Source organism: Terrimonas pollutisoli (assembly GCF_029360765.1).
GTDB classification, from domain to species: domain Bacteria; phylum Bacteroidota; class Bacteroidia; order Chitinophagales; family Chitinophagaceae; genus Terrimonas_B; species Terrimonas_B pollutisoli.
The window spans coordinates 306,172-325,143 of the sequence record NZ_JARKNA010000005.1 but is presented as its reverse complement, the minus strand read 5'-3'; the positions used below and the strand labels follow the sequence as shown (position 1 = coordinate 325,143).

The 18,972-nt window shown below is 40.8% G+C and carries 17 protein-coding genes; 12 read left to right on the top strand and 5 right to left on the bottom strand.

Going from position 1 to position 18,972, the window contains the following annotated elements; genetic code table 11:
- Positions 1-2: 2 nt before the first annotated feature.
- On the bottom strand, positions 3-827 hold the full coding sequence (locus P2W73_RS11990) for a hypothetical protein (RefSeq protein ID WP_276502283.1): 825 nt from the start codon (positions 825-827) through the stop codon (positions 3-5).
- A 134-nt stretch (positions 828-961) separates the two neighbouring features.
- The gene (locus P2W73_RS11985) at positions 962-2,053 is read right to left on the bottom strand and encodes a hypothetical protein (RefSeq protein ID WP_276502282.1); all 1,092 of its coding nucleotides are present in this window, start codon (positions 2,051-2,053) and stop codon (positions 962-964) included.
- A gap of 205 nt (positions 2,054-2,258) precedes the next feature.
- On the opposite strand from P2W73_RS11985, the gene thrS reads away from it, so the two are divergent.
- From thrS to P2W73_RS11955, 6 genes are all read left to right on the top strand, one after another.
- The gene (gene thrS, locus P2W73_RS11980) at positions 2,259-4,193 is read left to right on the top strand and encodes a threonine--tRNA ligase (RefSeq protein ID WP_276502281.1); all 1,935 of its coding nucleotides are present in this window, start codon (positions 2,259-2,261) and stop codon (positions 4,191-4,193) included.
- Positions 4,194-4,292: 99 nt separating this feature from the next.
- Positions 4,293-4,970, top strand: coding sequence for a translation initiation factor IF-3 (infC, locus tag P2W73_RS11975; protein ID WP_276502280.1), 678 nt, complete (start codon positions 4,293-4,295; stop codon positions 4,968-4,970).
- A 196-nt stretch (positions 4,971-5,166) separates the two neighbouring features.
- Positions 5,167-7,695 carry a zinc-dependent metalloprotease gene (locus P2W73_RS11970; protein WP_276502279.1) on the top strand — a complete coding sequence of 843 codons (2,529 nt, stop codon included), beginning with the start codon at positions 5,167-5,169 and terminating at the stop codon, positions 7,693-7,695.
- Positions 7,696-7,920: 225 nt separating this feature from the next.
- A complete protein-coding gene (rpmI, locus tag P2W73_RS11965; RefSeq protein ID WP_276502278.1) occupies positions 7,921-8,118 on the top strand; it encodes a 50S ribosomal protein L35 in 198 nt (65 codons plus the stop codon).
- A gap of 110 nt (positions 8,119-8,228) precedes the next feature.
- The gene (rplT, locus tag P2W73_RS11960) at positions 8,229-8,573 is read left to right on the top strand and encodes a 50S ribosomal protein L20 (RefSeq protein ID WP_276502277.1); all 345 of its coding nucleotides are present in this window, start codon (positions 8,229-8,231) and stop codon (positions 8,571-8,573) included.
- A gap of 205 nt (positions 8,574-8,778) precedes the next feature.
- The gene (locus tag P2W73_RS11955; RefSeq protein WP_276502276.1) at positions 8,779-10,179 is read left to right on the top strand and encodes a type III PLP-dependent enzyme domain-containing protein; all 1,401 of its coding nucleotides are present in this window, start codon (positions 8,779-8,781) and stop codon (positions 10,177-10,179) included.
- Positions 10,180-10,238: 59 nt separating this feature from the next.
- Here P2W73_RS11955 and P2W73_RS11950 read toward each other — a convergent pair whose 3' ends face one another.
- Positions 10,239-10,583: a hypothetical protein gene (locus P2W73_RS11950; RefSeq protein WP_276502275.1), complete on the bottom strand. Its 345-nt coding sequence runs from the start codon at positions 10,581-10,583 to the stop codon at positions 10,239-10,241.
- 183 nt (positions 10,584-10,766) lie between these two features.
- Here P2W73_RS11950 and P2W73_RS11945 point away from each other — a divergent pair, with 183 nt between their 5' ends.
- Positions 10,767-11,222, top strand: a complete 456-nt coding sequence (locus P2W73_RS11945) for a nuclear transport factor 2 family protein (protein ID WP_276502274.1) — start codon at positions 10,767-10,769, stop codon at positions 11,220-11,222.
- A gap of 13 nt (positions 11,223-11,235) precedes the next feature.
- On the opposite strand, the gene P2W73_RS11940 is transcribed toward P2W73_RS11945, so the two are convergent.
- Both P2W73_RS11940 and P2W73_RS11935 read right to left on the bottom strand, forming a co-directional pair.
- Positions 11,236-12,501: a hypothetical protein gene (locus P2W73_RS11940; RefSeq protein ID WP_276502273.1), complete on the bottom strand. Its 1,266-nt coding sequence runs from the start codon at positions 12,499-12,501 to the stop codon at positions 11,236-11,238.
- Positions 12,502-12,666: 165 nt separating this feature from the next.
- A complete protein-coding gene (locus tag P2W73_RS11935) occupies positions 12,667-13,110 on the bottom strand; it encodes an Hsp20/alpha crystallin family protein (RefSeq protein ID WP_276502272.1) in 444 nt (147 codons plus the stop codon).
- A 220-nt stretch (positions 13,111-13,330) separates the two neighbouring features.
- Between P2W73_RS11935 and P2W73_RS11930 the strand changes: the two genes are divergently transcribed.
- From P2W73_RS11930 to P2W73_RS11910, 5 genes are all read left to right on the top strand, one after another.
- Positions 13,331-13,747 carry a BrxA/BrxB family bacilliredoxin gene (locus tag P2W73_RS11930; protein WP_276502271.1) on the top strand — a complete coding sequence of 139 codons (417 nt, stop codon included), beginning with the start codon at positions 13,331-13,333 and terminating at the stop codon, positions 13,745-13,747.
- A gap of 113 nt (positions 13,748-13,860) precedes the next feature.
- A complete protein-coding gene (locus P2W73_RS11925; protein WP_276502270.1) occupies positions 13,861-15,027 on the top strand; it encodes a prolipoprotein diacylglyceryl transferase in 1,167 nt (388 codons plus the stop codon).
- A 272-nt stretch (positions 15,028-15,299) separates the two neighbouring features.
- Positions 15,300-16,157 (top strand): sigma-70 family RNA polymerase sigma factor, encoded by an 858-nt coding sequence (locus P2W73_RS11920; RefSeq protein ID WP_038107151.1) that lies wholly within the window; start codon positions 15,300-15,302, stop codon positions 16,155-16,157.
- Between the two features lie 266 nt (positions 16,158-16,423).
- Complete coding sequence (locus tag P2W73_RS11915) at positions 16,424-17,770, top strand: TolC family protein (RefSeq protein WP_276502269.1); 1,347 nt, start codon at positions 16,424-16,426, stop codon at positions 17,768-17,770.
- Between the two features lie 39 nt (positions 17,771-17,809).
- Positions 17,810-18,931, top strand: a complete 1,122-nt coding sequence (locus tag P2W73_RS11910) for an efflux RND transporter periplasmic adaptor subunit (RefSeq protein WP_276502268.1) — start codon at positions 17,810-17,812, stop codon at positions 18,929-18,931.
- Positions 18,932-18,972 lie beyond the last annotated feature (41 nt).

The window sequence follows — 18,972 nt, the reverse complement described above, 5'->3', positions numbered from 1 at the left end:
ATTCATTTTGGTTTTTCATATATAAACCTGACCATCGCATTTTTTTTATTGTCTGAAGTCAGGTATACCTGGTATCTTTTTTCATTGGCATCGACGATCATCAGCGCTGTATTTGGCGGGATGGCGCCCAAATTTTCTCCCACCATCACCATTTCCTGCCGTTGTTTGTTCAATTCAATTTTTACATAGATCGTTATGGGTTTTGTCGCCAGCACCTGTCTTGAAACAACTGCTACATCATTTACATACACGGAAATTGTATCTCCATCAATGACGCCATTATCATAAAAATCAAGCCGGAGGGTTCCGGTGTCGCACTTGATTTCTTTTACAAGGTCTAATTTTCTTTCGATCAATACAGGGGGTACCTCTGGTTTGAAGGCTGATTTTTGTATACGGGTAAGCACAATGGTACCAGATGGGCAAATGCTCTTGCCATCCATGGTTTTGCCTGTCCACGATCCTCTTAATTGCTCTTCTTTTCCATCTGTATGGTAGGTAAGAGTATATTTTTTTATGCAGGGGATGCAATCAGCCGGGATGCGAAATACAGATACTTTTTGTTCGTCAATGCTTAATGCCTTACCTACAGAATCAAACAAACCTTCAAACTCTTCTTTAACATAGTTGGTGGTGTCGGAGTAGTGATAGGAATTCCCCCGTATTTTATTCCCCTCTATTTGTAATTGAAATTCGATATTATAAACGGGGAAGCAGCCACCAGGTTCCATTACCAGCATGCCTTTCCAAAAGCCATTTATCTGTTGTGATAAAACGGAACCGAAAGAGCAGGTGAAAAAGATAATTATTAACAGGTAACGTCGCATCGAAAATGAAAATAAATGAAAAACCGGAAGGTGAAATAAAATTTACAGAAACGGCAGAAAGGAAAAAGGTACAAGGCGCAAGAGCTAACCTGCCTTACTATTTCTCACTGTTCCAGCTTCTGCGAACTGTCAACTCAATTGGGTTTTTGATACTTAAACCGGACTACTGCATTTTTCTGTTCTGATGAAGTGATACGAACTTCGAACCGTTTATCACCTGCTTCCACTATCATAAGTGAAGTATTTGGGGGAATGCGTCCAAGATTTTCGGCTACCATTGTTAGCTCCTGGTCCTCGTCATCCTGCATGGATAAGCTTAATTTGATAGGAGCGGCTGACAATCTTTTATTGGATAGAATAAGTTTTTTATTGAGATAGACTGAGATAGTGTCATCATCGATCTCGCCGTTATCATACAGTTTAACAGTTACCTCGGGATCGCTTACAATGATAGACTGGGCTAATTTATTTTCCCTTGTTTTTAATACTGATGGGGTAATGACGATTGGTTTTGTTGTTGGTTTATTGATTTCCGGCGTCGACTTTTTAGTGCTGTCAACAAGGATTTTTGCCGGCGGAGTATCTGGTTTCTTGGTTATGACCGTCCTGGGGGTTGTTGTTTTTGGAGTTGTTTTTTTAACAACGGGTGGCGGAGTAAGTGGTTTTTCAATTGATTTTTTAACAACAGGAGGATTGCTTTTGGGTTGATTCTTTTTTGGTCGCAGCGAAGGTTCAATGTAAAATTCAGAAGTAGTCACTTTTCTAAGAAAAACTTTGCCACCTCCGCAATCACCCCAGTTAAAAGGATTTGGGCCTTCTTTTACTTCCTGTTTTCCCAGGTAGGTACCTTCTAAAAACTCCTCGTCACCAGATCGGGAATACTGCAGGTTGTAATTCATAATGCAGGTACCGCCGCCAAGTCCACCGGTTCTGACTTCGACTGTTTTTATTTCTCTTATTCTGAAATTTTGCGAAGAGCCGATATAGCTACCAGTCATAGTGGCCTTACCATAAAAACGAATATCATCCTGCCATGAGTAAGAAACTCCTGCTACCGCCGCACTAGGATTTTGCTTTACCTGGAACTCTAACTTGTATTGATAACCATTGTCGGCAATAAAATAGCCCCGCCAGATACCTGTAACGCCTTGCGAAAAGGAGGTGACAGAGAAACAAAAAACAGATAATAAAAGAATTAGCCGGCTCTTTTGTCGTACCAGTTTCATGGAGCATCAAAACTAACGAATTAGTTCGTATGCCCTGATTGTTCTGCGGCAATAGTTTGTTAATTTTGCCCACTCTAAAAAGCAGGTTACCAGTTTCCTGTTACTGGTATTCCAGTTTTTAAAAAGAAGTAACGTAGTTTTTTAATCAAGAAAAATTTCAGGTTTGAGACCGGCAACAGGTAACCGGGAACCTGTAACATAAAGAATGATCAATATTACATTTCCGGATGGTGCAGTACGTCAATATGAAAAAGGAGTGTCTGCATTGGATGTTGCAAAATCAATTTCAGAAGGGCTGGCAAGAAAAGTGTTGGCAGCAAATGTGAATGGCCAGGTTTGGGACGCCACAAGACCTATTAATGATGATGCAACAATAAACCTCCTGACCTGGAACGAAAAAGATGGTAAGAGCACTTTTTGGCATTCATCGGCACACCTGATGGCTGAAGCAGTTGAGTCCATGTTTCCCGGTGTAAAATTTTGGGTGGGCCCGCCGGTCGAGAATGGATTTTATTATGACATGGATCTTGGGGATAGAAAGATGACGGAGGAGGATTTAGCCAAGCTTGAAAAAAAGATGAATGAACTGGCGAAGCAAAATAATGTTTACATAAGGAAGGAAATTTCCAAACCCGAGGCCATTCAATATTTTACGCAAAAAGACGATGCTTACAAGCTTGATTTGTTGCAAAACCTCAATGATGGCGAAATAACTTTTTATACCCAGGGGAGTTTTACCGATCTCTGCCGTGGCCCCCATATTCCCAGTACCGGTTTGATAAAGGCGATAAAGCTCACCAGCATTGCCGGCGCTTACTGGAAAGGTGATGAGAAGAATAAGCAGCTTACCAGGGTGTATGGCGTTACATTTCCTTCTCAAAAAGAATTGGATGAACACCTTGCATTGTTGGAAGAAGCTAAAAAGCGGGATCACCGCAAACTGGGAAAGGAACTTGGCATTTACACCATGGATGATGATGTTGGCCAGGGCCTGATCATGTGGATGCCCAATGGTACTGTGGTAATTGAAGAGTTGGAAAAGTTGGCGAAGGAAACAGAAAACGCAGGCGGTTATAAAAGAGTGGTTACACCACATATTGCAAAGGAAAGCATGTACCTGACGAGCGGACACTTGCCATACTATGCTGACAGTATGTACCCGCCAATGGAGATGGAAGGAGAGAAATATTATCTCAAGTCCATGAACTGCCCGCACCATCACAAGATATTTGCAGCAGAGCCCAAGAGCTACCGGGATCTTCCTTATCGTATTGCAGAATATGGAACCGTATATCGCTATGAACAAAGCGGTGAGTTATTTGGTTTAATGAGAGTACGGTGTCTTCATATGAATGATGCCCATATCTATTGCACCAAAGAACAGTTCAACGACGAGTTCAGGGCAGTGAATGATATGTACCTGAAGTATTTTAAAATATTTGGGATAGAAAAATATGTGATGCGCTTATCATTGCATTCTCCTGAAAAACTTGGCGTGAAATATGTGAATGAACCTGAGCTTTGGAAGGAGACCGAGACAATGGTTAGGAATGTATTGACAGAATCCAATATACCTTTTGTAGAAGTGCAGGATGAGGCGGCATTTTATGGACCAAAAATTGACGTTCAGATTTTCAGTGCGATAGGCCGGGAGTTTACCCTGGCTACCAACCAGGTAGATTTTTCACAAGGGAGGAGTTTCAAACTGCAATACACCGGCCAGGACAATAAAGCCGAAACACCCCTGATCATTCACCGGGCGCCACTGGGAACACACGAACGTTTTATTGGCTTTTTGCTGGAGCAATATGCCGGTAAATTTCCAACCTGGCTTGCACCTTTACAGGTAAAAGTGTTGCCCATCAGCGACAAGTTTTTGGATTACGCCAAAACTGTTACGCAGAAGCTGAAAAATGCAGATATTCGTGCTGAGGTGGATGACCGTCAGGAAAAGATAGGAAAGAAGATCCGCGATACGGAAATGATGAAAGTACCCTATATGCTGGTAATTGGTGAAAAGGAAATGAACGAAGGAAAAGTAGCCGTCAGAAGGCAGGGTAAAGGAGATATCGGTGTAAAAGCAATTGAAGAATTTTTATCTGATATCACCATAGAAATAAAAGACAGAAAAGCAGAATAAAATTGTATTTTCAAGAGCCTCAAATCCTGTATGAGGTATTATTAATAAAGTAAGATTTAAGCCCCCCTTCAGGGGAGGGGGTTCACTCAAAAAACGTAAATGGCAGTACCACAAAAACCCGGAGGCGGGTTCAACAGACCACCCGGAGGCGGATTTAACAGGCCGGCCGGCGGTGGTGGTTTCAACAAAGGAGGCTTTAACAGGAACAAATTTGGTCCACGCAGAGAAGCCGAACATCGTATCAATCATTTTATCAGAGTTCCGCAGGTTCGCCTTGTTGGCGACAATGTAGAAGTAGGCATTTATCCCACCCAGGAAGCGCTGCGTATGGCACAGGATCAGCAATTGGATCTTGTTGAAATATCGCCGACCGTAGATCCGCCTGTGTGCAAAATCATCGATTACAATAAATTCCTTTACGATAAGAAGAAGAAGGAAAAAGAGATGAAAGCTAAAAGCAAAGTCTCTGAGGTAAAAGAAATCAGGTTCACGCCAAATACCGACGATCATGACTTTGATTTTAAGGCAAAGCATGCCGAAGGTTTTTTGAAGGATGGAAATAAAGTGAAAGCTTATGTTCAATTCAAGGGCCGTGCTATTCAGTTCCAGGACAGGGGTCAGTTATTACTACTAAAGTTTGCCGAACGTCTTTCCGAGATTGGCGTTTTGGAAAGCATGCCCAAACTGGAAGGAAGAAGAATGCTGGCTATGTTTGCTCCAAAAGGAAAAAAGAAGGCTGAGAAAACTGAGAAGCCGGATGCAAGTCCTGGCAAATAATAGCGTCTAAACGATGTTAACCCCGCTTAGGCGGGGTTTTTACTTTGGTTAAGATTAGTAGAGGTAACTCAATATTTTTTTTTGCTGCTCATATGAGTTGTTCGCCGCTGGTACAAAATCAGCAATGGCAAAATATCCCGATTCAACCTTTGCGTATCTTACACCGCTTTATTTAATTAAAAAATAATATCTCTGCATGCACCCATTTTTTTCCCGCCTGGCTGTAAGTTTTATTGCAGTTACAACCTGTGCTCTTGCCATCGCACAACCACGAACTGATACGACCAAATCGTCATTAGGCGGAGGCCCCCGTCAGCCGTCATCCGGACCGAAAGCTTATAAAGATGTAATTACTGCAAAAGCGATAACAGATGAGGGTTTGTTTAGTGTTCATAAATTAGATGATAAATACTTTTTTGAAATTGGTGACACCCTATTGGGACGGGACATACTGATAGTAAATCGTATTGCAAAAGCAGCTGCAGGAATGCGCAATGGTTTTTTTGGCTATGCGGGAGATCAGATCGGGCAAAACGTTATTCGATTTGAGAAGGGGCCAAATAATAAGATATTTCTCCGCAATGTTTCTTTTGCCGAGTACTCAAAGGATTCTACTTCACCCATGTTTACGGCTGTTAACAAATCAAACGTTCAGCCTATTGCTGCCGCATTTGATATTAAAGCATTTTCAAAAGATTCCATGGGAAGTGTGATTGATGTTACTGATTATGTCAATGGTGATAACGACGTGTTGTTTTTTAACAGCCAGCTAAAAACATCTATGCGAATCGGCTCGCAACAGTCTGATAAATCTTATATCGTTGGTATCAGGTCCTTTCCATTAAATATTGAACTCTCATCAGTAAAAACATACAGCAGAATGGCAGGACCTCCAACAGGGATAGGCGGAGGTACGCCAGGAGGCAACCTGACAATTGAAATGAATAGTTCATTTGTACTATTGCCAAAAGAGCCAATGCAGCCAAGACATTTTGATCCAAGGGTTGGTTATTTTGCCGTTGGCTATACCGATTTTGATGCGAACCCTCAAGGTGTGGAGACAGCCCGCCTGATAAAGAGATGGAGACTTGAACCAAAAGATGAAGACATCGAAAAATACAAGAAAGGTGAATTGGTAGAGCCTAAAAAACCGATCGTATTTTATATTGACCCGGCAACACCGAAAGTTTGGGTTCCATACCTGATACAAGGCATAAATGATTGGCAGGCTTCATTTGAAAAAGCTGGGTTTAAAAATGCCATTATTGGAAAAATAGCTCCTTCAAAAGAAGAAGATCCTGATTGGAGCCTCGAGGATGCCCGTTATTCTGCCATTGTTTACAAACCATCTGATGTGGCTAACGCCAGCGGCCCCAGCGTTAGTGATCCACGGAGTGGGGAGATCATGGAAAGCCATATCAATTGGTATCATAACGTAATGGAACTGATCCACCATTGGTATTTTGTACAATGCGCCCCTGTTGATACTGCTGCAAGAAAAATGATTTATGATAATGAGTTGATGGGGCAACTCATTCGCTTTGTTTCTTCGCACGAAGTAGGTCATACATTAGGACTTCGTCACAACTACGGTTCCAGTTCGTCGGTTCCGGTTGAAAAACTTCGGGATAAAGCGTGGGTGGAGAAGCATGGTCACACACCTTCCATTATGGATTATGCCCGGTTCAACTACGTAGCGCAACCTGAAGATAAAATAAGTCGGGCAGGTCTTTTCCCCCGCATCGGCGACTATGATCATTGGGCTATTGAGTGGGGCTATAAACTATTTCCACAGTTTAATGATGCTGAAGCTGAAAAAACTTATTTGAATAAATGGGTCATGGAAAAATTAAAGGATAATCGCCTGTGGTTTGGTACGGAAACAAACCCCGATGATCCGCGGTCGCAAAGAGAGCAGGTAGGAGATGACGGTATGAAGGGAGCAATGTATGGCATCAAAAACCTGCAGCGTATTGTTCCTAACCTGGAGGATTGGACAAAAATGCCCAATAAAGATTACAGCAATCTCAGGAGTATGTACAACCAGGTAACTAACCAGTTTTCAATGTACCTGAGTCATGTTGCCAAATATGTCGGTGGCATTATGGAAACTCCGAAAATGGTGGAAGAAAAAGGGCCGGTGTACGAAGTTGTTTCAAAAGCAAAGCAACGGGAAGCAGTCGATTTTTTAAATAAGCAACTATTTGCAACACCTTCATGGCTGATCAATAAAGATATTTTCGATAAGACAGGTATTAACGCCATAAGCACTGTCGGTAGTCTGCAGGATAATGTATTAAACCGCCTGTTAGCTACCCGCAGTCTTTCCAAATTGATTGATGCGGAGGCAGAACAAGGTTCCGCAGCATACACCATTACCGACCTTTTCAGCGACCTTAAAAAAGGTATTTGGACGGAACTGCCGGCTCGTTCAAAAATTGATGTCTATCGCCGAAACTTGCAAAAATCTTATGTCGGTATTTTGAGTGATCTGATCAATCCGCCAAAAAGCGGTAGCGGTTCTGGTATTGTTATCATGGTGCTCGGGGCCGGCTCTACTACCAATACTGAGAAGTCTGATATAATAAGTGTAACCCGGGCTCATCTTGCTGCGCTCCGTAGCGAAATCAAAGCCGCTTTAGGCGGAATTAATGATGTTATGAGCCGTTATCACTTGCAGGATCTTGTAACGAGAATTGACAACTCTTTGAATCCTAAACCATAGGAAGTAGGAATTATAGAAAACAGGATAAAAATGGGGGCTTATCCAAGTCTTCATTTTATTTTCGGGAAGCCTTTGCCACTATTAGTTACACCATTATCTTTGCAGCCCGAAAATAAAGTTCTTTCTTTTCCCTTGCCCGGCAAGGGCGGACATTTCCTGAAGAGGTTCGACAAGGATCCCCCGGTGGGGAACGCCTCAAGGGTATAATTATTAATACTGGGTAAAATGCCTAAAGTAAAAACAAATTCCAGTGCCAAAAAACGCTTCAAAGTAACGGCAACCGGAAAGATCATGCACCAAAAGAGTTTTAAACGTCACATCCTGACAAAGAAATCCAAAAAACGTAAACGCAGCCTGAGAATGGATGGAACTGTATCCAAGACTCACGTTGATTTTGTAAAACGTCTTTTGAGATTGAAGTAAGAAATCTGAAGTCAGCTGTCTGACCTTCAATTTCCCTTCAATATTTTCTAAAACACTTTTGATAACTCTGTCAGTTCGTACTTCGTACTTCTGACCTCAAACTTAAAAATATGCCTCGTTCAAAAAATGCAGTAGCTTCAAAAGCTCGCCGCAAAAAAATATTAAAACAAGCCAAAGGTTTCTATGGCAAACGTAAAAATGTATTAACCGTTGCCAAGAACGTAGTAGAAAAAGGTATGACCTATATGTTTGTAGGTCGTAAATTAAAGAAAAGAGAATACCGTAGCCTGTGGATTGCCCGGATCAATGCAGCAGTTCGTGCAGAAGGTTTGACTTATTCTGAATTCATCAATAAGCTGAATAAAAAAGGTATCACCCTTGACCGTAAGGTATTAGCTGACCTGGCTATGAATAATCCTGAAACTTTCAAAAGCCTGGTTGACCAGGTTAAATAAAGGTTAAGTGATCGATAGAATTTGACCGTTCCGCCTGTTTGGGCAGGACGGTTTTTTTATTTTCTGAGATTGAATAAACAAGTCGTTTTAACAGGCGGAATAATAGATTGAGCAGGCTAAATAATTTTAGTCTGAAATTTCTCCAAAATTCTACTTTTGTCCCGTTAAAAAAATTCGGTGATCAACAACTCCCATTAAGTTCTAAATGACAAACTCTTACCAGGACCTCGTACAACAGACATTTAATTTTCCGCAGGAAGGCTTTGAGGTGAAAAATGAGTATCTACAATACAATGGTGTGGATATAAAAGCGCTGATTGATAAGTATGGAACTCCTCTTAAGCTGAGTTTTTTACCTAAGATCGGCATGCAGATACAAAAGGCGAAAACTATGTTTGCCAACGCTTTTAAAAAACATAAATACGAGGGCAAGTATTTTTATTGTTATTGTACTAAGAGTTCGCACTTTTCTTTTGTGGTAGAGCAGGCGTTAAAGAATGATATCCACCTGGAAACTTCCTATGCTTACGATATTGAGATCATTAAAAAGCTATACGAAAAAAAGAAGATCACAAAAGATATTCATATCGTCTGCAATGGTTACAAGCAAAAGGAATATACACGACGGATTGCAAACCTTATCAACAGCGGCTTTACCAATGTGATCCCGGTTCTTGATAATAAAGAAGAATTGAAAGAGTATGCGAAGACGGTAAAGGCTCCCTTTAAATTAGGAATCAGGGTAGCCGCCGAAGAAGAGCCAAGTTTCCCTTTTTATACTTCCCGGTTAGGTATTCGGGCTAAAGATATTCTGGAGTTTTATGTAGACAGGATAGAAGGGTATGAGAGCAAATTTCAATTGAAAATGCTTCATATTTTTCTGAATAAAGGTATCAAAGACGATATCTATTATTGGAGTGAACTAAATAAGATCATCAACCTCTACTGCCAGTTGAAGAAGATATGCCCCGAGCTGGATTCCATTAATATCGGCGGTGGGTTTCCAATCAAGCACTCATTAGGCTTTGAATATGACTACCAGTTCATGATCAATGAAATTGTTCGCAACATTAAAGTTGCCTGCAAAAAAGCAAAGGTGCCGATGCCGAATATCTTTACTGAATTTGGAAGTTATACAGTGGGGGAGAGTATGGCACATATATACAGTGTGATTGGCGAAAAGGTTCAAAATGATAGAGAGACATGGTACATGATCGACTCTTCATTTATCACTACGCTTCCTGATACCTGGGGCATCGGTGAAAAATTCCTGATGCTGCCTGTCAATAAATGGGACCAGGATTACCAGCGGGTCGTATTAGGTGGTATCACCTGTGATAGTCATGATTATTATGATTCAGAAGAGCATATCAATGAAGTGTTTCTGCCTAAGATAAATAATGGCGAGCCTTTGTATGTTGGTTTTTTCCATACAGGTGCGTACCAGGATCAAATAAGCGGCTATGGTGGCATTAAGCATTGCCTGATACCTTCCCCAAAGCATGTACTTGTGGACTATGATAAAAATGGAAAGATAGTTGACTGGGTATACGCCAAGCAACAAACTGCTCAAAGCATGTTGAAGATATTAGGCTACATGAAATAGTTATCTGCAAAAATGATTTTAAAAGCCCTTTGCAATTGTCGCATCGGGCTTTTTAATTTCTACCGACGGTAATGTCCCCTTTTATAATACCTTTTTGATCCATGTTTCCAAGCATCATACTGTCGCCTGTCATAATGAACTCTTCGGATATATGATCTGTCAAGATAATACAGGTTATCGTATCCCCGCCAGTATGTATATCCATAGGGATTACGGTAATAATACCTTCCGTCATGATAGCGGTGGATGACCATTCCGGGGGAAGAACTAATGATCAAAGAAAAGTTTGCCTGCCGGGGTGGGTAAGGTTCTCCATAGGAGTTTCTGCGGCCTGAGCTGCAGCTTGCCAATAAGGCCACTGCCGCCACTAATAAAGCCGCTTGTACAATTCTCAGTTTTTTCATAACGAATTATTTTAGTTTAGAGACGTCATCGATTTTAAAACAAAACCTTAAGCATTGTTAATATGAAATGAGTCAAAAAAATTTCGAGCTATTTTAACAAGTGAGCGATGAAAATTTTATGGCGAACCTGTCTGCCAACAGGCAAGATTACATCTGGCAATTAAAAAAATAAAAAATATGCAGATGAAGCGTTTTTTACTATTGTTAACGTTTGGATTTTTTATCGGTAAACTGCAGGCACAAACGGCCGAAGATTCAATTAAGACGACCATCAATACGCTATTTGCGGCAATGAAAAATGGAAATGGCACTGCCTTTAAAGGTGTTTTTTCAGATAGTGCAATCCTCCAAACAATCACTCGCAATAAAGAAGGCAAGGCGCTGGTAAGAACAGAAAACGTAAGCGAGTTTGCGGCTTTTGTCAGTAAACTAAAAAGAGATTCGGCTGATGAGCGAATCAGTTTTGAAACAATAAAAATAGATGGACCTTTAGCTATTGCCTGGACTCCTTACAATTTTTTCTACAACGGTTCATTTAGCCATTGCGGCGTCAACTCTTTTCAATTGGTGCGATTTGAGGGAGTATGGAAAATACAGTACCTGATCGATACAAGAAGAAGGGCTGGATGCCAGCCCTGATTTTCGTAGTTGATTATTTTTTCTTGAACCGGTACTTCTTATTCACTCTTGAACTATTGAAGTAATCATTCAGTTCCTTTTCGGTCATATCGGGTGGTACCATTTCCAACGGCACATCTACCAATTGTATTTGTACCTGTCTCAGTTCTTCACGGAGCTTAGCGGTTTTCTTTGTGATATCCGGATCTCTTTCTCCGATGAGCATATTATCCGTCACCATGTACTGCAGGCGTTTGATGGCTGCACGAATTACCGTTGCCTGGTTTTGTTCAACTGATTTATTCGGCGCAGTCGCTTCTTTGATGGGTGTCAATGCTACGCCAACACTGGGTAATACTTTACCGGTATTTTGTGACGATTTGCTGGATGATGTATTCAATATAGTTCCCGTTAAGGCAGAGCTGGCTGCGGTAAGATCAAATCCTGTACGGGCTCCCTTGGTCTTTCTTACTTTTTTGTCAAGCTGAAAAAAAACATACTGCAACTGCATGACATAAAACCGTACATTATTTGACACGGCTGCATGCTCCTGCACCGCAAAGGGGTAATTCAACGCATCTTTCACACTTATTTTTATAACTGCCGTGTCCCTGACTTTAAAACGGGTAGTACCCACAAAATTGAGCAGAACAGTTTTCTGTTTACCGGTGTCTGTGTCGGAAACAAAATCAAACGGAGGTGTCCATGAAAACTGGTCATCGCAATGCTTGACAAGTTTATATCCGCTGATCGGGATGCTGCTGCTAAACAAAATATCTTCAATTGCGAAATTACCGGCTTCGCACACCACTCCAAATTCAACGGGCCTGCCTTCTTCAACGGTTAGATTATTAGATACGGTAAATTTTACTTTGGGTTGCACCACTTCGGTATTATAAAATACCAATGTAACACTGGTGTCAATTTTATCAGCAGGGTTGGACAAATTCTGAACTCCCAGCTTAATGGAATATTCTGTATCGTATTTTAGTTTACCTGAAAGAAAAAAAGATTTTTCTGCTTTAAAACTAAGCAAGCCATCCTTACTTATTTTCATGCCTGCTGGCGAGTTACGCAAATACCAATAATATTTATCCTCATCCTTATTTATAATTAGCTGGTAGGATAAGGTGGAATCTACCTGCACCGTGAAGTACGGGTTAAGATTTGTAATTCGGAGCGGTGTATCTACAATAGCAGGTGAAGTAATGGCTGGTATAGTATCAGGTACCTGGCTAAAGGCAAAGGCCTGTACGGATAATAGGGTAACAAGAAAAAAGCAGAACCTTAGTTTCCTCATCCTTAAAAATTTGATAGATAATGTACTAAAAGACGCAAATCTAAATCTTTTGGTTGTAAATATGGCTGCGGATAATGATGTGTAAATAAGAAACCCCATCGTAGAAACGACGGGGTGTAAACCAAAACCAACTGCTTATGAGAAAATCTTAATTTATTAAAGAACTTATTGAATAGTTATTTCTTTTACTGCTGGTTTGACTACTTCTTTTTTCGGAAGGTTTAATGTCAAAACACCATTAACATATTTTGCATCGATGTTGGTGCCATCAGTTTTGTCATCCAATGTAAAAGATCTTTTGAACGAACGATAGCTATACTCACGGCGAATATTCTTTTCGTTTTCTTCTTTCACTTCATCTTTCTTCTCAGCCGAAATAGTGAGCAACTGTTGATCAAGGCTTACCTTAAAATCTGTTTTTTCAAAACCAGGAGCAACTATTTCAATGCTATAGCTTTTTTCGTTTTCCTTAATGTTTGCCGGTACCGAACCAGTCCATTTAGGATAAGCTTCGTTTTTTGAAAAGACGGGGAACTCTGTAAAAAGGTCGTCTATTAAACTGTTAAAGGTTCCTTCAAATGGTTTGCGGTTAAATTTTACGAGTGTCATAGCTATTTATGTTTTTTGTTTTAAAAATTTACAGGAAGTGATTTTCAAACGCTGTACCACTAGCTTTTTCCCACCCTTTCTATGCCACCTGATCAGTTTTCAAATCTTACCTTGTGACATTGTTTCATATTTTTGATTTTCTTACTGACATAATTTCATTATTCAGCGGGAGATAAACTTTTTGTCTACTTTTGCGTTCTTTAAAAAAGACTCATAAAATATGTATCCAGAAGAAATAGTAATTCCAATGAAGGAAGAGTTAACTGATAATGGCTTTTCCGAATTATTGACGCCTGCCGATGTAGAAGCCCAGCTATCCAAAGAAGGGACAACTCTCGTTATGATCAATTCAGTTTGTGGCTGTTCGGCAGGATCAGCCCGGCCCGGCGTTTTAATGGCGGTTGCCAATGCGAAGGAAAAGCCGGATTATATAACTACAGCCTTTGCGGGTTATGATATTGAAGCGGTGAAAACTTTGCGTCAACATTTGGCGCCATATCCGCCCTCATCTCCGGCAATCGCTTTGTTCAAAAATGGTCAGTTGGTTCACTTTATCGAAAGACATCAAATCGAAGGCAGGTCGGCACAGGTTATAGCAAATAATCTGATTGGAGCATTTGCAGAATACTGTAATTAAGACTTTTATTATATTCATTCAGAATAGCTTCCCTATTAAGGAAGCTATTATTATTTGAGGACGACCGATTTTTCCATTGTATATTCGCCTGCTCAAAAAACAATCACCGGCAAATGTATCCTAATCTATATTTCGCTTTTAAAGACCTTTTTGGCGTAGAGTGGTCTTTTCTTCGTTTTGTGAATTCTTTCGGATTTTTCGTAGCTATATCATTTATCCTTGCCGCAATCGTATTGGCCGCCGAGTTGAAGAGAAAGAGCAGCGAAGGCCTATTGCACCCCACCGAAATGCAAGTAATGGTCGGTCGGCCCGCAACTGCCGGTGAATTAATATTAAACTTCCTGTTGGGCTTTTTATTGGGGTTTAAAATTATCGCTCTATTCATCATGGACAGCTCCGCTACGGAGGATCCGCAGGCCTTTATTTTTTCAGGAATAGGGAGCTGGCCCGCCGGTATAATCGTGGGTTTGCTTTTCGCGGGGTTGAAGTGGTATGAGAAGAATAAACAAAAATTGCCGAAGCCAGAAAAAAGGACCGTGAGAATCTGGCCACAGGATAGAGTGGGAGAAATGACAATCCTGGCCCTTGTGTTTGGGCTTATCGGCGCTAAGCTGTTTGATATTTTTGAAAATTGGAGTGATTTTTTAGAACATCCGTCTTCGTACCTGCTTTCTCCATCCGGGCTTACTTTCTACGGTGGACTGATCTGTGCTGCCATTGCTATCTGGATTTATGCTAAAAAGCATAATATCGGCTTTTGGCATCTTAACGATGCTGCCGCTCCGGCTTTGATGCTCGCTTATGGAGTAGGTAGGGTAGGTTGCCAGGTTGCCGGGGACGGTGACTGGGGAATCGTAAATACAAGCCCAAAGCCCTTTTCGTGGTTGCCGGATTGGATGTGGACCTATACTTACCCTCACAACGTGAATGAAGCCGGGGTGAAAATGGCCGGCTGTACCGAAGCAAAATATTGTTATGAATTGCCTGCAGGGGTTTATCCTACTCCGCTTTATGAGATCGTCGTTTGTTTAGTCCTTTTCGGCTTGCTATGGGCCGTAAGAAAAAAATTGAAGACACCTGGAACCCTTTTTGCCTTATATCTCATGCTAAATGGGCTGGAAAGGTTTTTTGTCGAGAAAATAAGGGTAAACACGAGGCTAAACATTTTTGGCTTCCAACCAACCCAGGCAGAGGTAATTTCCACTTTACTTTTTATTTCCGGACTAGTTTTATGGATTGTTTTAAAAAAGAAGAAGGAGCCAACGAAATCCACATTATAAGCCCTTGAGGCCTGTCAACTTTTCCAATTTATTTGTTCTTTAGCAAATCCGCCGAAAGTGCCGCCCCTAGATGATTTCAGCGAATCAATCATTTTTTGGAAACGTTTGTCCTCGGTTGAATTTCAGTTAATTGTTCACAACTATTATGATTTTCGGTCGATGCGGCGTACCTTTGCAAGTAGACCCGGACGGTCTCCTTATCTGCCCTTCGCAATATTCTTTAAACCAGGATTAGCACTTATTTGTTTAATAATTAAACAGCTTAAATTACTATGAGGCAACTCAAAATTGCTACCCAGATTACCAATAGGGACTCACAGGCGGTAGAAAAATACCTTCAGGAGATATCGAAAATATCGATGATCACACCAGAAGAGGAAACAACATTGGCCCAGCGTATCAAGATGGGTGATCAAAAGGCATTGGACAAATTAGTGCAGGCAAACCTTCGTTTCGTGGTGTCAGTTGCAAAACAATACCAACACCAGGGTTTGTCATTAAGTGACCTTATCAATGAAGGTAATCTTGGTTTGATTAAAGCAGCGCAGCGTTTCGACGAAACAAAAGGATTTAAATTCATCTCTTATGCCGTATGGTGGATTCGTCAGTCCATCTTGCAGGCTTTGGCTGAACAGGGAAGATTGGTTCGCTTACCACAAAACAAGATCGGAACTTATAATAAAGCTAATAAAGCGTACATGGCTTTCGAACAGGAACACGAGCGGGAGCCTAGCACAGAAGAGTTGGCGGAGTTACTTGAAATGAGTGAGACCGAAATCAACAATATTTTTCAAAGTAACACTCGTCACACCTCATTGGATGCACCCGTGCATGAGGCAGAAGATGTGGCAATGGGTGATTTGCTCGAAGGTGGTGATGATACTGACGATGACGTGATGAAAGACTCGTTGAGAAATGAAATCCGCAGAGTTTTAAAATCATTGAGTCCCCGTGAGGCGGAGATAGTGAATGCTTATTTCGGTTTGGATGGCGAACAAGGTGTTACGATCGAGCAAATAGGTCAGAAGTACGATCTTACCAAAGAACGTATTCGCCAGATCAAGGAAAGAGCAATCAAACGTTTACAAAAAGCCCGTTATAGTAGTGCTTTAAAAGCCTACCTGGGTTAACATAGCAAAGTCTCCTGGTTATGCCGGGGGAAAATTGGTGGGTTTATTTACAAAAGCAGCTCCGGTCGTTGAACGGGGCTGTTTTTATTTAGTACCATTCATCCTTCAAAGGCTTCTTTAAAAAAAAGTCAGCAGATTTTGACTTGTGCTACCTTTAATTTTGAAATCCCGTTAAATATTGAACAATTTCTGACGGCTCTTGTTGTTCATATCTTTCGGGACCTATTCATTCGATTCCTGCCATAAAATACAAAGTCAAACTCTTTATGTCGAATAATTCATTCGTTAGGAAAAAGTTTTTCCCTGGCTCTACCTTTTTATTGGTATCAACCTTTTTTGCATCATTGATCCATGCACAAGCAACAACTGATAGTTTGCTACAACAGGCAGACCTGCCAAATATTATTCAGTATGCGTTGAAACGGCAGCCCGTCATCCAACAGTCACTAATTGATGAAAAAAGCATCGACCTGCAAATCAAATCAAAACTTGCCGATTGGTACCCGCAGGTTAATTTCAATTATCTCTATCAACATAATTTCCAGGTTCAAACCAGTATAATTGGTGGTAACCCGGTAAGGTTAGGTGTTAATAATACCTCTGCGCTTCAGTTTGAAGCATCACAGTCTATATTTAATCGTGACGTACTATTGGCAAGTCGTACAAAGACAGACGTTCGTACCCAGGCAAAGCAACAAACAGAAAATACGAAGATTGATGTAGTGGTAAATGTTTCAAAAGCATTTTATGACCTGCTGGCTACAGAACAACAAATAAAAGTAACTGATGAAAATATTGTCCGCCTGGAGCGTAGTTTGAAAGATGCCCGTGCTGCATACGATGTCGGCGTTGTTGACAAAACGGACTACAAAAGAGCTACGATTGCTTTAAATAATGCAAGAGCAAGCCGTAAGAGTAACGAAGAAGCTTTAAAAGCGAAAACGAACTTCCTGAAATCGCTGATCAACTATCCTGAAGCGGCTAACCTGAATATTGTTTATGATAGTGCTACGCTGGAAAATGAAATTGCATTGGATACCCTCCAGTTAATCGATTATTCCCGGCGCATTGAATACCAGATTTTGCAAACACAGTTGAAACTGCAGGAAGCAAATGTGAAATATAATAAATGGAGTTTTATTCCAACAATATCTGCCAATGGTGGATATAATCTTAACTACCTGAATAATGATTTTGGTAAACTGTACAACCAGTCTTTTCCGAATTCTTTTGCAGGGATAACATTAGGCTTTCCAATTTTTCAAGGGGGAAAAAGAAAGTACGAGATCAAATTGGCCGAAGCTCAATTAACCAGAACCAGTCTGGATTTAGTGAATTTAAAAAATTCGGTGAATACGGAATACACATCCGCATTGGCCAGTTATAAATCGAGCCTGTATAATTATTTAGCGGTGAAAGAAAATGTGCTGCTCGCACTGGATGTATACGACGTAATCAACCTTCAGTATCGCTCTGGTATAAAAACTTACCTGGAAGTGATAACAGCAGAAACAGATCTGCGTACATCACAGATCAATTATTTTAACGCATTATACCAGGTATTGAGCAGCAAGATCGATGTACAAAGAAGTTTGGGAGAAATAAAATTTTAATTTTCAAAAAAGAGGTTTTAAGATCAAAGTTTAAAGACCATGCAAGTCCAATCAATTAAAGCTAATGTTGCGATAGTAGTAGTCATGTTGTTTTTATATTCCTGCGGTGCCAAACAACAGCAACAGCAAGGACCACCACCGCCTGTCCCTGTGACAGTAGAGGGAGTAAAAACAAGCGATGCGGCCTATTATGATGAGTATCCCGGTACGGTTGTGGCATTGAATCAAACGGAACTAAGAGCCCAGGTTACTGGTTATGTCACCGGTATTTATTTTAAAGACGGAGCCAAAGTAAGTAAGGGGCAGCGGCTGTATTCCATCGATCAGCAGTTGTACAACGCCAACTATCAACAATCAATCGCTAACCTGCAAGTACAGGAAACTAATTTGCTGAAGGCACAAAAAGATGCAGATCGTTATCATGAATTGGACAAAAAGGATGCTATTGCAAAACAACAAGTGGACTATGCCGATGCAGCACTCGAAGCAGCGAAAAAACAAGTGGCCGCTGCAAGAGCGAACGTCAATGCGGTAAAAGCCAGTGTAAATTTTGCGACAATTACGGCACCTTTTACCGGTACTATCGGGATTTCGCAGGTTAGATCAGGAACATCTGTTGTGGCAGGACAAACCATATTAAATACAATTTCTACTGATAATCCAATTGCCGTTGATTTTACGGTCGATCAGCGTGAAGTATATCGATTTAGTCAGTTGCAACAGTCGCAAAAAGACGGTGACTCCACTTTTTCCATAGCGTTTGGAAGTGATGTATATCCATATAATGGCAAGATCATATTAATAGATCGTGCGGTGGATGCGCAAACAGGAACCATTAAAACACGGTTGTCATTTCCAAATGATAAAAACATGTTGAAGGCCGGCATGAGCACTACTGTAAGGGTATTGAATAACGCTTCGCAAAAATCAGTGACGATTCCTTATAAAGCAGTAACAGAGCAACTCGGTGAATATTTTGTTTACGTAGTAGGTGATAGCAGCAAAGTATCGCAAAGAAAAGTGGTATTGGGAAAACAGATATCTGCCAATGTAATTATAAAAGACGGTTTATCGGAAGGAGAGAAGATTGTTGTGGAAGGAGTTCAAAACCTTCGCGAAGGAGCAGTTATCACTACCGCAGCCCCTGCTGCAAAAAAATAATTTTTCAACTGAAGAGTATCAAATATCAAAAACCAAAATCA